Here is a 13,960-nt window from a genome sequence, read left to right on the forward strand (position 1 = left end):
GCGCCCGCGTCTTCAGTGGGTCGACGGCCGCGGAGGCGCGGTCGAGTGGCGCACGACGAGCCCGGCGGGCTCGAGGTCGACGTCGGGGGCGCTGCCGGTCTCGATGAGATCCAGCAGCGTGCGGGCGGCCGCCTCGCCCCAGCGCGCGGGGCGCGTGCGGGCCGAGGTCAGCGACGGGTAGACGTGGGCGGCGATCTCGGAGTCGTCGAAGCCGGTCACCGAGAGGTCGTCGGGGAGGCGCAGCCCGCGGGTGTGCGCGACGCCGAGGCCGGCGATGGCCATGGGGTCGTTGGCGTAGACGATGGCGGTGGGTGGGATTGCTGCGTCGAGCAGGTGCTCGGTGGCGGCGGCGCCCTGCTGCGGGCTGAAGTCGGTGGCGAGGGGGGTCGTGGGCTCGAGGCCTGCTTCGGTGCAGGCCTGCGTGAAGGCGTCGCGGCGGCGGGAGGAGTGGAGCAGGTGGTCCGGCCCGGCGACGTGGGCGATGCGGCGGTGGCCGAGCCCCGCCAGGTGCCTGACGGCTTCCGTGATCCCCGCGGAGTCGTCCATCACGACGGCGGGCGAGGTGGAGTCGTCGAGGCAGCCGAGGGTGACGGCGGGGATCTGGAGCTCGGCGAGGAGTTCCGGGCGGGAGTCGTCCTTGCGGAGGTCGGTGAGGAAGACGCCGTCGACGCGCCGGTCGGCGGCGAGCGTGCGGTAGACCGCCTCCTCGGAGGCGCCCGGGTCGACGACGCTGAGCACCAGCACACGGCCGCGCTCGGCGAGCACGCGCTCCACGCCGGAAATGAAGGAGGGGAAGAACGGGTCGGCCGCGATGACCTCAGGGTCGCGCGCCACGACGAGGCCTACGGCGAACGAGACGCTGGTGGAGAGGGAGCGGGCCGTGAGGCTCGGGCGGTAGCCGAGCTCGGCGGCGACGCGGAGGATGCGCTCGCGGGAGTCGGGCGAGACCCCGGGTCGGTCGTTGAGCGCGAACGAGACGAGGGCTTTGCTCACGCCGGCTTCGCGCGCGACGTCGAGGATCGTCGGTCTGCTCGCCATCGGAGCTCCTTCGCTCGTCGCCGGGTTCTGAACCGTTGTATAAACCGGTTTAGGGCACCGTAGCAGGGGGACCGGCGGAGGAGAAGCGTGGGGCGATTCGCGACATCGGGCTGGACTCGGGGGTTGTTCCTGTGCTCGGTGTCGTGCCACCTGGGCAGCAAGTCCCGCCTGTCCTTCGTGCGGGGACATGCCTGCCGCGGCCCTTCGCTACGGTGTCTGGCATCTGCGTGGGGGCGTCCCTTCTGATGACTCGAGCCCGCCTCCCTGGGACCCTCGTTGCCGTGCCGAATGCTGTCCCGCTCTGTCGAGGAAGGAAGAACCGTGGCCCCAGGCTTCTTCGGTGGACCGCACTGGCCGAGCAGTCCAGGACGGAGTGCCGAATGGCTGGCCTTCCACGGCTCTCGCGAGGATCAGTGGTGGTTCGCCGCAGTGAGCGAGGACCTGTCCGACGAGGCCTTCGCTCACCTCGCATCTCTCGGCGACCTCGGGATCGCGGGCAGCCTGCTGTCGAATCACTCGACTCCGATGGCGGCCCTCCTGACCATCGCGCGGACGCACCCCGAGCTGCAGGAGATGGTGCGCCTTCACGGCAATGCGCCCTTCGAGCTGATGCTGGAGGCGCCTCTGGGGCACCTGACCCAAACGGCGCTGAATCGGTTTCTGCAGCACGTGCGAGTCGGGGAGGAGGAGCGACTGGCGCTCTTCGCGGCGAAGGATGCGGAGGCCGGCGTCGGCGGCGAGAGCCTGCAGTCCGTCTGGAATCGGATGAGGAGTCACTCCTAGGAATCGATAGGGGGCCCTCTCACGCGGCCCTCGCCCGCGTCAGGCGCTTCCGCGGTGGCGGCGTGCTCCCGCTCGGCTCCCTTCCGCGTCGGTCCTGTCGCCGTGCCAGGTGGGCGGAGCTTCACGCCTGTCCTCACGACAAGGACGTGACGACCGCCGTCCGCCGCTACCATGACTGGCATCTGCGTATGGGCGCCTCCAGCCCTGGCCGCGGAGCGAGTGCGCGTAGGCCGCTCATGGAAGCGAGTGGCTGCGGAGTCTGAGAGCACTCCGCGACCCGGCTCCGGCTCTGCCGCGTGGTGCTGGAGTGTCCCGGTGCCCGGCGACCCCGCGGCACGTCCCCGACCCGAGAGAGAGAACGACCATGGCCCGCCCCAACTCCGCCAGCCGCACCACGAGCGAGCAGCGCACCGAGCACGCCGAGCAGTACTCGGCCGGAGCGCGCTACGCATCGGAGGCGTTCGGCACCTTCCTCCTGGTCGCCGGCGGCGTCGGCACCGCGGTCTTCGCCTCCGCCTTCCCCGACTCCGGCAACGCGCTCGGAGTCGGCTTCCTCGGCGTCGCCCTCGCCTTCGGCCTCACCGTGATGGCCGGCATCTACGCCGTCGGCCACATCTCCGGCGGCCACTTCAACCCCGCCGTCAGCATCGGCCTCGCCATCGCCGGCCGGACAGAGTGGAAGCACATCCCCGGCTACATCGTCAGCCAGATCGTCGGCGGTCTCACCGGAGCCGGAGTGGTCTTCCTCGTCGCCGCCGACGGCCCCGCCGGCTACCTCGCCGCCGCCCGCGACTCGGGCTTCGCCTCCAACGGCTACGGTGCGGGATCGCCTGGCGGCTTCGGCCTTGGCGCGGTGCTGCTGACCGAGATCGTCCTGACCGCCGTCTTCGTCGCCGTCATCCTCTCCGTCACCGCCAAGAGCGAGTACAAGGCCGTCGCGCCCCTGGCCATCGGCTTCACGCTGACGCTCGTGCACCTGATCAGCATCCCGGTGAGCAACACGTCGGTGAACCCGGCGCGGTCGATCGCCGCCGCGGTGTTCGCGGGGCCGGATGCGCTGGGGCAGGTGTGGGTGTTCATTGTGGCCCCGATCGTCGGAGCGGCGATCGCCGGGGTGGGGACGAAGGTGCTGAACCGGCGGAAGTGAGGGGTTGAGGGGGCGCGCCGCGACGGGCATCTCCCCTCGAACCAGTGCGCACTGACTCTTCCACGCACCTCGAAGGACGGCCGGCTGAAGCCGCGCTCCCTGAGCAAGGAGGCGGCGTTGAGTAGAGCGATCGAGATCCGGCCGCATCGGTTGATGCGCCACACGAAGGCGGCGCCTCGCCCTACGGCTCACTCGAGGCGCACCTTCACCCGGCAGCCCTCAATCGCGCTCTTGCTCCCCGGGGTCACGACGACGGGCTTACCGCTGTTACACCCCTCCGGTGAGGGGCGCGTCGAACTGCAGCCGAGCGCAACGAATAGCCCAACGTGCACCCGGAACCAGGCAGCTGTGGTGCCGCTCCACGTCAGAAACCCCCTAGCGGACACAAAGCGAGACATCTCGCCACGAGACGTCTTCCCGAGACGAACGTGTGCTAAAGATCCGACGAGCGCGTGGAATCGCCTGCGAGGCGACCACGTGCCCATGAAGCTAGTGTTTTTGAAATGATGGAAGACATAGCTCCTCCTTCCACGGAGGAGAGGCGTTTTCGAGTTGCACCTTGGGGCGTCGGCTTCGCTGGAGGAGGGCCTTGCGTCGAGTGGGCTCCTTGCTGGGAAGGAAGATGACGAGGAAGTCGTCGATCTTCTTCACCATGAAGCGGAGCACACTAGCGCGACGTTGGGGTCCACCTCTCTCAGCAGCATCTCGATCAGCGAGATCTCCAATGCGACCTCCGCGAGATCAACGTGCAAGCGCGTCTAGATGGCATCGAGCCGCTTGACTCGGTTCTACTCGCTACTCGCAACCGATCGTTTTAGTAGGAGAGGACTGTGCCAGGGAAGCGGTCACCGCTCAGATCCAGGCAGGGGTAAGAAGGTGCGGGCGCGCGGCCGGCATGGAGAAGGGTTGGACGAACACAGATTCCGCGAGTGGCGCGGCAGTTTTCAGGTACGGCAGCCCATCATGTGCCTCAGCCCCCGCGCTACGCCCTTCGGCCGTGAACGCCCGCTAACCGGCTGCTGCCCACTGACGCAGAGGCTGGCTTGAAGAGGCGGTACGGAAGGTCGGTGGCGAAGATATGGAGCGCGAGCCACGACGCGGCTGACGCGAGTCCGGCAGATTTAAATCTGTTGCGCATGTTAAGTACCTGGCGTTGCGGCTGCGGCAGAGAGGTTTTTGGCTGATAGTGCGCCAAAACGCCACTATTGAGTGGAGGTTGGACGGCGTGGAGGCCGTCAACCCCTGGGGACGAATCGTCTGTCTTCGCTGCATGGACGACTGCGGCGCTCGACGAGTCGATTCCGAAACGCGGCCTGGAGTTCCCCAGCTTCACGTACTTCGTGTGATCGCCGTCGAACTCGTAGTACTCGAGGAAACGTTGCCGGATTTACGAGTGGATCGTCGCGCTGCGGTGATGGATGAGTTTTGCTGCCGCGCTCAGGCTGTAGAAGTCGTTTGCCTTTTCGTTGAGCGGGCGGGGTGGCATCCCAGTCCTCTGCCGTTGTCCACATGCGCGGCTTCGTATGACGCTCCATTGGCGCCAAGCCAAACTCCGATCAATGGCATGTCTGGCATCTCCAGCCAACCGGCGGCGTGGTGCGGACGGAAATGACGAAGCGGGACGGCTAGCTCTTCTTGGCAGAAGGCGGGGGCGTGATCTTCCCGGCCGATGGCCGTGTTGGTACGGGGCGCTGCACCGGCGCTGGCCGAATTCCGAACTCGCCCGACCGCTTACCGTCGTCGCGATCGTTGGTCATCGCTTGGATGCGGGCGGCGGCTGGATGCGCGCAGGCGCGGGGCGCACCGGAGGCTGGTACTGCACCCGCGCGGGTTGCAGGCCCTTCTCTACCAGCGAGCTCGAAGAGTCGCCGGTCGTCCGCCACTGACCGTTGAGCTTGTCCGCCATGATGAACCTCCTACGTCTGATTATGCCCCCCCCCCGGAGGAACCAGTGCCCACGTCTCTCTGGGAGATCGCCATCTACGTCTTCGCCCTCTTCCCTGGCGTCGCGTTCATCTTCGCTCGAGAAGGGCACCGCCCGGCCGGTAAGCGCTCCGCGATCCGCGAGACGGCGACAGTTGTCTTCGTCAGCACCCTCTGCGACGCCGCCCTCGCCCTCGTCTTGACCGTCCTCGCCAGCTTCCTCCCCGGGCTCCAGGAGCTACTCGTGCAGCTGGTCCGAGGGGACTTCACGTTCGTTGCGGAGAACCTTGTACTGGCGACCTTCAGCGCGACCGTGGCGCTGATTCTGGCGACCCTTCTCGGATACCTCCTCGGCTCTCAGTGGGCGCACGAGCACGGCCTGAGCATGATCTGGAAGGCGGCCATCCCTCGCGACTCGTCCGCATGGACTCAGCTCTTGCACCCCGACCAGAAGGTCGTCGTGCAGGTGGCGCTGACCCTCCGATCCGGAGCATGGATCTCCGGGATGCTTGCCAACTTCGACGACGATCCGGACCCACACCCCCACCGCGCAATGCTGCTCAACGGCGAGATCCTGATGCGCGCGGCAGGCGACGATGAGGTGGCCGTCATCGATGCGGACTGGCTCGTCATCGAAGCAGGCGACATCGAGATGCTGCAGGTGACCCACTCACTGCCGAACGCTGGTCAGACTGTCGAGGCCGAGTCCGTCACTCCGAGTTCGGGCCGACGGGAGCGCGCGTGGGGACTTTTGACCGTGGCCGGGTTCAGTGTGCTCATACCCGGGAGCGTTGTGCAGATCACCCCGTCCACCTGGATCATCGACGCTGGCGCGCTCCTTCTCGGCCTCTTCGGTCTCGGTCGATGGCTTAATCACCGGCGGAGGAGAACCCAAAAGGCGACTGCCTCGAGTCCCTCGAGTAGTGACTGACGGGTCGAGTGGAGCCGAGGGGCTGCCGATGTCGAAAGCGTCGCCCTACCGGCCATCAGCGGCGGTGGCGTTGCTTCCTCTGTTGGGGAGCGGGGTGCTTCCTGTCGAGCGCGGCTTCACGATCTCGGTACTGCGACATCTCGACCTCATTTGTCGGCATCGGCGGCATGCCGTCTAAATCGAAGGCGTTAAAAATCTTCGATCCTGCACGTACCGCAGCACCGATGAAGAGCATCGCCGCGTCCACGAGGCGGCTCTGGTCCCACGGTTGTTTAGCGGCGCGACGGGCACCTGCCTCGAGGGCCCATTCGCTAAGACCGTCGGCACCGTGGTGGGCGGCAGCCGTGTTCCTGATGCGTTTGATATCAGCCATCAGAGTGGCGTCGTCCAGCACAGGTCTCATCTCGGCGGTGAAGGTCTTCCTCGCGTCGTCGATCGCATCCTGATCGATGACCGTACTTCCCGAATCCCTGACACGACGAGCCTCCTGCGAGACCTGGGACATCATCTTCGGGAACGACCGGAGTCCCTCATAGAGGTGCAACACCAGATATCGCTCCCAGACAAGACGCGCCTCCGGGTAGCGGCGAAACGCCATCACCAGCGCCACGATGTCAGCGGAAGAGTTGAGCGCATTCACCGTCACGTCGGCCATCAGGGCGATCGCCGTTCGTTCGCGTACATCCCGGCGAAACACGCCGCGGTCCTCCGCGAAGGCCTCGAGCCCGAGGACGTACTCCTTCAACCGCTTTTCTAGCTCGGCGTCGCGCACGTCCTCTGCTGTCACGGTGATCCTCTCCTCATCGCGACCCTAGGGCATCCCCAACGGGTCCATCCCGGACGCAGAAAGGGTTGACGGACGGTCCAGTCCAGGCGCGAGAGGCAACGGTGGTGGCCGTCGGGTAGGTCCTAGTGGCGGGGTGGGAGCTGTCTGTTTTAGGTGTCCCATGAGTTGTGTCGTCGTCGGCGCGATCGCTGCTGTGCGATCGAAGAACGCCGCCAGCTAGCGGGTACTCCACACTTCAAGCCCAAGAATCTCACGGCTCGCCCGACTCTCTGCACGTGAAACGCCTCGACTGGAAAACGGCATGACGATGAACGAAGACACCGAACGGGCCGCTCCGTTCCGACGTGCGCTGCGCTGGTACCCGCCGACATGGAGGGCACGGCACGGCGAGGCACTGCTGGGCATCCTCCTGACGAAATAGACGATGCGGGCAGGTCTAGTCCCACCCTGGGACAGCGCACTACCCTCGCGGTCGGTGGGACGCGTCACCGCTTCCGTTCGCACGCAGGCCGGTCACCGGCAGCCATCGTTGCGCTGGCTCTCGTCGCGGCGTTCTTCCTCTTCTACCTCACCGTGACCGGGTCACCAGGCATCAGCTATCCGGGCGCGATGGGCCCCTTCACCAACCCCTCCGTCTTTGCCGGCGCCGCATTCGGCGTCGCGCGCGCGCTCGCAGTATCCGGACGGACCGGCGGCGCCCGCGTCACCGCCTGCTCGCGTCCTCGGCAGAACTGGTCATCGCCCTCAACTCAGCATCCGAGGGATGGCTCGGGCCCGGACTCTGGACAGCGGTACCCATCGCGGCCCTCGGCCTTCTGACAGCGCTCCCTGGCGAGGGCGTGCCGCCACTGCAATTTCGATGCTCGTGCTGGTCGGGCTGCCTCTCCTGTTGATCCGTCAAAGTCCTCGGAGCGATCGTCCTCTCGATGTACCCGGCACTACGGATCGGACTTTAGCGTGCTCCTTGCGATCGGGCCCGCCGATAGTCGAGCGGACCCACTCGAACAAAAAATTGCTGAGCTCGTTCAACCCGTGACTGCCTCACTACGCACCTAAGAGGCCTCAGAAGGCGTCCGACGCCCGCCAGCTTCGCTGGATTAGTCGCGGCCCGGTCACCTCGGGCAGCTTAAACGGCTCGGCGGTCGATGGTTCCACAGCCTGCCGGCTGCTCAGCGGTGCGACACTCAGATGATCGGCTCCACGTAGATCCCCTCGTCCGCGGCGCGGTCGATGCGTAACGTCGAGAGGCCGCCGGGGATGACGTACTCGCCCCGACGCCGGCAGGGCCATTCCGGTCCACTCCCACCACTGGGCGACGGTGCCGGTCATCACCTGCGACCGAGGCGCGACGTCGAGAACCGTCGCGCCCATCCGCACGAGCGCGCGGAGCCACGGATCGAGTGGAAGCTCGTCCTCCCGAGTCCCCGCCGCGTAGACGTCGATCGGAGTCGACGGGTACTGCGGCTTCATCGTCGGGCGCAACGGCTCGATTACATGCTCGTAGCGGAGTGGTGGCTTGCGCGTGCGTACTGTGTGATCGCCGCTCAGTAGTGCTTAAGGATGTATGCCCAGGCGGAGTTGAGGAGCTCACCGGTGAGGGGCAGCTTGTACTTCCGAAACAGCTGCCGAAGCTGGCGGCGGATCTCCTTTTTCGAAGCGTCCTTCGACGCCCAGTTCGGGTGGACGGCCTGCTTCACGAGCGCGTCCACTTCGGTGACGACCTGCGAAACGAGCACGGTCATCCCGACCGGGCGGTGCTCCTCGAAGATGCGGGTGAGCATACCCACGTTAGGGTCTGGCAGGTCGGCTAAGACGGTGCCGTCATCCTCCGCTTCGGTTGTTTTCAGGTCAGTGGCGACACCGAACAGGGTGGTGAGGAAGTCGATGGAGTCTTCGGCGGTGGCGATGACCTTCTGCCGAAGCTGGTCGAGGCGTTCCGCGATCGACGAGTAGCGGAGCGCGTCCTCACCGCCACAGTCGAGTTTCCGTTGGATGCGTGCGGTGAGGGAGTCAAGGATCTCTTGCGCCGACTTGCCCTCATACTCCGTCGGAACCAATGGGAGCCGCCCTGACTCGCTCATCTTCCGGATCGTCTCCGCATCCGCGATGACGACCGCGATGTTCCGGTCCGTTATCCGAACGTTTCGCATGTGCTCGTGGACAAGCTGCCGGGTTTTCGGTCCGAGACGTTCCCACAGCAGGTCGTCTTCGTCAGACTCCGCGGGGACCGCGGCGTACACCTGCGCGTACCAGCGGTAGTCGTCCGACCAGTCTTCGAGGGCAGCGTCCGGGGCGATCGTCTCCCATAGGCCCTGCGCGAGAGCGAACTCGGCACGGAACTCCGCCCGGTCCTCGGTGTCCGCCGGTACACGCTCGAGCGCGGCCTGCAACGAGTCCATGGACCCGTCGCGTTGTATGCCGACGAATCGGCGGCGGATCTCCTTCAGCGCCTCGCCGAGGGTTACCAGCAGCGCTTCCGTGTCGATCTGCCGCTGTGCGTGTTCCGGGTTAGAGGGCGCTATCGCGCGAGCGAACCCGTCGCCGAGGCCGACGTAGTCGACGATCGTGCCGTACGCCTTCATGAACCCGGTGTCGGGGTGCCGCCACGGCCGGTTCGTGCGCGTGATCGTCTGGAACAGGGTGTGCAGCTTCATCGGCTTGTCGAGGTACAGGACACCCTCGATGGGCGCGTTGAAGCCGGTCCCGAGCTTCGCGGTGACGATGAGGAACTTGAGCGGGTCATTGACGTCGCGGAACCGGTCGAGGACTGCTCCCTCTTCACCATCGGTGAGCTTGTACGCCTCGTATTCGCTCTTCCCTGTCGCGGAGATGACGACCGCGACCTCATCGTCACGTCCGGCGCCGGTGAGGGCGCGACGGATGGCGGCGTCGTAGTCGAGGCAGAGTTCCTGGTCGGCGACGACAATCTGAGCCTTCATCCCCAGCGGGTCGATCGACTTGTAGAAGTGATCAATCATGTCCGCCGAGACAGCGGCGATCCGTTCCGGGTTGTGGAAGATCGCGCGAGCGTTCGCCACCCGGCGGGCGAACGCCTCCTTCTGCGTCTCCGTCAGCTCCTCCTCATCGGCGAGGGCGTCGAAGGCGGAGTCGAGCTCGTCTTTAGCGATGTCGAACTTCACCGGTCGCGGGATCACCCGCAGGGGAACGGTGGTGCCGTCGGCGATGGACCGGTCCGAGTCGTATGTCCCGAGCGCCCACCCGAGGTCTCGTTCGTCTCCGAATAGCTGGTACGTATTCCGGTCAAGGTCGGCGACGGGGGTCCCGGTGAACCCGTATCGATGCGCGTTCGGGAGCGCCGCCCGCATCGCCTCCCCGAGAGTGCCCTCCTGGGTGCGGTGGGCTTCATCGATGAGGAGGACGATGTTGTCTCGCTCGCTGAGGACGCCGGCGTCGGCGAACTTGTGCACGGTGGTGGCGATGATCCCCCTCTCCCCCTGCTTCAATGCCGTCTGCAGAGAGGCGAGCGTGGCCGCTTTTACGGGCGCGGGAACACCAGCGGATGCGAACTGGGTGAACGTCTGCGTGACGAGCTGGGTACGGTCGGCAACGGCGACAATCGTCGGGTTGTGCATCCGCGGGTCAAGGTACAAGCGGGTCGCCACCCACGACATCGTGAGTGTCTTCCCCGAACCCTGCGTGTGATAGATCAGGCCGCGGGAGCCGTGCTCGCTGGCGGCGCGGGCGACGATCTTCTCCACCGCTTCGTACTGGAAGTACCGGGGCAGCAGCTTAATTGTCCGGACTACCCCGTCATTGTTGTGCACATCGAACATCGCGTAATGCTCGATGAGGTTTAGGATCACGCTTGGGGTGAGGAGACTAGTGACGGTCATCTTCACCCGATCCCACCCCTCGATGGTCGCGGGTACGTCCGCGGCACCCCACCGGTGCCAATGGTCGAGGGGTGTGCGGACCCCGGCATACCTGAGGTCTTTCCCGTCGGTGGCGAACGACAGCAGGTTCGGGGTGAAAAACACCGACTGCCCCGCCTCGTACGCCATGTAAATGTCTTTCGCGCCGTCCTTCCACGTCACCGTCGTCGACACGGGCGTTTTCGTCTCCCCAACGACAACGGGGATGCCGTTGACGAACAGGACGATGTCGAACCGGGCTCCCTGGTAGGTGACCTCGTCGGTGACGATGAAAATGTTCCGTTCCGGGTACGCGTAATCGAATACTTCGTACGGCTCGTCATGGTTCGTGTCCGGCATCGTCACCGTCCCACCACCACGCAGTAATCGCGTGAACGCCTGATTCGCGGCCATCAGCCCTTCGTCGGAGGCGGTCAGCGCCACACGCCGCAGGTCACCGAGCACCGCGTCCGTCCGCCCCACGAGCGCCGGGTTGAGGTCTTCGATCGCGGCGCGCAGATCAGATTCGATGAATACCTGCGACGCCGTCCGCGGCAGGTCCTTCCCGGGAATATACGTCCACCCGGCGTCGATGAGCAGCTGCACGAGCCCGGACTGAACCGTCCCCTTCTCCGTATACCCCTGGCTCATGCGCCCTCACCCAGCAACGCGTCATACGACGACGGAATCTCATGCTCCCCCGATAGCAGCACCGTCAGCAGATCGGAGCGCAGCGTGCGGAGAGCGTCTGCAGTAGCGCGGGCTCCATCGGCAGCAGCGTCAGCCGCAGACGCCGCACAGAGCTCATCCGGCAGAGTCTCGGATTTGCTGATGCGAATACGCATAGATCGCGCGCGCCCGAGGCCGATGTTCGGAATTCCGGAGCCAGTCGGTCGGAAGCGCCCTTGCTCGTGGCACCACCTTGCCCAGTGGCTGAGGTACTCCGTTGGATACGAATCTTGTGCCACACGGAGTCGGAGTACATGGTTCTGGTAGGCCACCACGCCTGGGACCGTCGCTTTCCAGATCGCCGACTTTCCGAATCCGTTACCGCCTTCGACCACCACGACATCCCCGTCTCGGAGCGCCAGTTTTGCGCGCTCTGGCTGAGTCAGGGACATCTCCTTCATGACGCTTAGATCGAGGCTACCGCTCGCGATGTTGCCCGCCCGCAGGTAGGGAGTAAGTTCGCCAACAGCTGAGCCCGACTGGAGCTGCTTCCCAGCTGTCACCTCAGCGACTTCGCTCAGCGGCATCGTCGCGGCATCATCAGCGAAGTAGACGTTGCGAAGATCGATCGCCGACGCAACCGCCGCGGCCGCCTCAGCCGCAGCCGTATTTGAGGCGTCGTCGACGGCCGCGATCAGATCCACGATCCGCCGTTGCTCTTCGAGCGGTGGGAGGGCGAGGGGAATCGACTCGAAAGCGCTCTGGTTGAGTGTCTTTCGCCTTAGAACCGACCCGACGCACCGCGTCGACATTGCCTCATGGAACTCGGGCGCCGTCGTCAAGAGCGCCATGTACCCGGGTAGCAACTGCTCACGGTTGATCGCGTAGGTCGGGAAGGTCTGAGGCGTCACGAATGCCCCATTAAACTCGCTCGACACGACCGCGCTCGGCGCTTCGAATGCGGTGATAGTCCGATAGACCAGATCATCAGAGTGAAGTTCCAACAGCTTGTCGAACTTCATCGAGTCGCCGCGAACCGGGTCACGGTCGACAAGGCCCCACCCGCTGCGTTGCACACCGACGACCCTATACCGCATGTCCGCGACTACAGGTGTGAAGTCCTTCCGCCGCCTGGCCACTTGTCCCAGCGTCGTCTGTCGCCATCCCCTAAACATCGAAGCCTGCTTCCTTGAGGCGGAGGTCGAGGGCGGCGCGGGCGGTGTCCATGCGTTCCTGTGCTTCGCGGAGGGCGGTGAGGGCCGCGTCCACGTCGGCGTCGGCTTTGGTTTCGGTCTGGATGTAGTGGCCGATGTTGAGGTTGTAGCTGTTCGCTTCGATGTCGGCGTGCGGAACAAGGCGGACGTTGACGCTGTCGTCGCTGTCTCCGTCATCGCCGCTCATGTACGTGGCCGTGATGGCGTCGACGTCGTCAATGCCGAGGGTGTTCTGGTTCTTGCCGGGCTTGAACCGTGCTCGCGCGTCGATGAGCAGGACGTGCCCACGACGCTCCTCCGGCTTGCGTGCTCGGAAGATAAGCAGGCACACGGGGATAGTGGTCGAGTAGAAGAGGTTGTTCGGGAGCCCGATGACTGCTTCGAGCAGGTCGTTCTCGATAACGTGCTTGCGCATGTCGGCTTCGCGACCGCCTCGAAAAAGCGTCCCGTGGGGCATGACGACCCCGACCCGGCCCGTCTCGTCCCGCATCGTTGCCAGCATGTGCTGAATCCACGCCCAGTCACCGTTCTTTGCAGGCGGGACGATCCCACCGAGCCCGCGCTTGTGCGGGTCTTTCGCCCAGGTCGCCGAAGGCCAGCTGTCGAGCGAGAACGGAGGGTTGGCGATGACGATGTCGAACTTTCTGAGGCGGCCGTGCTCGTCGAGGAGCTTTGGCTCCCGGAACGTATCGCCGCGCTTGATCTCGAAGTCCTCGAGCCCGTGGAGGTATAGGTTCATGCGCGCGATCCCCGCGGTAGTTAGGTTCTGCTCCTGCCCGTACAGCATCAGCGACTCCGGGTTCCCACCGGCAGACTTCACCGCCCCCACGGTCTCGACGAGCATGCCCGCTGACCCACACGCCGGGTCGCAGATGGAGTCGCCGGCCTGCGGGTCAAGGATCTTCACGAGTAGTTGGACGACATGGCGGGGTGTGAAAAACTCCCCCGCCTTCTTCCCGGACGCTTCCGCGAACTCACGGAGCAGGTACTCGTACGCTGACCCGAGCATGTCCCCGAAAAGGTGTGCCGGGTCGAGAGTGAGCCGGTCGAACACGCCTATAAGCGCTTTCAGCGCCGACTCGGGAATGCGTTCTGTGTTCGCCCAATTCACGTCGCCGAACACTCCCGCGAGCTTCCCCGGATTCGCTTCCTGGATCGCGACGAGCGCTTTGTTCAGGGCAGAACCGGGGTTCTTAGTCACCTTGTACGTGTCGTTCCAGCGTGCACCGTCGGGGATGAGGAACGTCTGGTAGTCCTCATCTTCGATCTCCTGCGTCCAGTCGCCCCCGAGGTCCTCGGTCGCCTGGTCGTGGTGGTAGTCGTAGGCGTCGCTGATCCACTTGTAAAAGAGGACCGGGAACACGTACGCCTTAAAGTCACCCGGGTCGACCGGCCCACGCAACGCGTTCGCCGCCGCCCACAGCGCCTGTTCGAGCTCCCGCTGGGTGAGGTGGTCAGGGTGTGCGGAAGTAAGAGTCAAGAGGGTCTCCGAAGGGGGTGGAGCGCCCCGTGCGCTCCTGGATTCAAGCTACTGGAGTCTGCTCCGGTCAGCGTTCGGTGCGCGCCTCCCCCACGGTCCCCACCCTGGGCAATATT

The 13,960-nt window shown here is 65.4% G+C and carries 9 protein-coding genes; 3 read left to right on the forward strand and 6 right to left on the reverse strand.

The window, feature by feature from the left end; translation table 11 throughout:
• Positions 1 to 12: 12 nt before the first annotated feature.
• Positions 13 to 1,038, reverse strand: coding sequence for a LacI family DNA-binding transcriptional regulator (locus GSU45_RS16235; RefSeq protein WP_159916522.1), 1,026 nt, complete (start codon positions 1,036 to 1,038; stop codon positions 13 to 15).
• 321 nt (positions 1,039 to 1,359) lie between these two features.
• On the opposite strand from GSU45_RS16235, the gene GSU45_RS16240 reads away from it, so the two are divergent.
• Both GSU45_RS16240 and aqpZ read left to right on the forward strand, forming a co-directional pair.
• Positions 1,360 to 1,821 (forward strand): hypothetical protein, encoded by a 462-nt coding sequence (locus GSU45_RS16240; protein ID WP_159916524.1) that lies wholly within the window; start codon positions 1,360 to 1,362, stop codon positions 1,819 to 1,821.
• 364 nt (positions 1,822 to 2,185) lie between these two features.
• A complete protein-coding gene (aqpZ, locus tag GSU45_RS16245) occupies positions 2,186 to 2,968 on the forward strand; it encodes an aquaporin Z (protein ID WP_159916526.1) in 783 nt (260 codons plus the stop codon).
• Between the two features lie 1,753 nt (positions 2,969 to 4,721).
• On the opposite strand, the gene GSU45_RS16250 is transcribed toward aqpZ, so the two are convergent.
• Positions 4,722 to 4,874 carry a hypothetical protein gene (locus GSU45_RS16250; RefSeq protein WP_159916528.1) on the reverse strand — a complete coding sequence of 51 codons (153 nt, stop codon included), beginning with the start codon at positions 4,872 to 4,874 and terminating at the stop codon, positions 4,722 to 4,724.
• Between the two features lie 45 nt (positions 4,875 to 4,919).
• On the opposite strand from GSU45_RS16250, the gene GSU45_RS16255 reads away from it, so the two are divergent.
• The gene (locus GSU45_RS16255) at positions 4,920 to 5,822 is read left to right on the forward strand and encodes a DUF6338 family protein (RefSeq protein ID WP_159916530.1); all 903 of its coding nucleotides are present in this window, start codon (positions 4,920 to 4,922) and stop codon (positions 5,820 to 5,822) included.
• A 55-nt stretch (positions 5,823 to 5,877) separates the two neighbouring features.
• Here GSU45_RS16255 and GSU45_RS16260 read toward each other — a convergent pair whose 3' ends face one another.
• The 4 genes from GSU45_RS16260 to GSU45_RS16275 all read right to left on the reverse strand — a co-directional run bounded on the left by GSU45_RS16260 (position 5,878) and on the right by GSU45_RS16275 (position 13,844).
• Positions 5,878 to 6,609, reverse strand: coding sequence for a hypothetical protein (locus GSU45_RS16260; RefSeq protein WP_159916532.1), 732 nt, complete (start codon positions 6,607 to 6,609; stop codon positions 5,878 to 5,880).
• Between the two features lie 1,544 nt (positions 6,610 to 8,153).
• On the reverse strand, positions 8,154 to 11,132 hold the full coding sequence (locus tag GSU45_RS16265) for an HsdR family type I site-specific deoxyribonuclease (RefSeq protein ID WP_159916533.1): 2,979 nt from the start codon (positions 11,130 to 11,132) through the stop codon (positions 8,154 to 8,156).
• A complete protein-coding gene (locus GSU45_RS16270; protein ID WP_159916535.1) occupies positions 11,129 to 12,325 on the reverse strand; it encodes a restriction endonuclease subunit S in 1,197 nt (398 codons plus the stop codon). Before GSU45_RS16270 ends, GSU45_RS16265 begins: the two co-directional genes overlap by 4 nt.
• On the reverse strand, positions 12,318 to 13,844 hold the full coding sequence (locus GSU45_RS16275; RefSeq protein ID WP_159916537.1) for a class I SAM-dependent DNA methyltransferase: 1,527 nt from the start codon (positions 13,842 to 13,844) through the stop codon (positions 12,318 to 12,320). Before GSU45_RS16275 ends, GSU45_RS16270 begins: the two co-directional genes overlap by 8 nt.
• Between the last annotated feature and the right edge of the window lie 116 nt (positions 13,845 to 13,960).

It is taken from the genome of Rathayibacter sp. VKM Ac-2801 (genome assembly GCF_009834245.1).
Taxonomy (GTDB): Bacteria; Actinomycetota; Actinomycetes; order Actinomycetales; family Microbacteriaceae; genus Rathayibacter.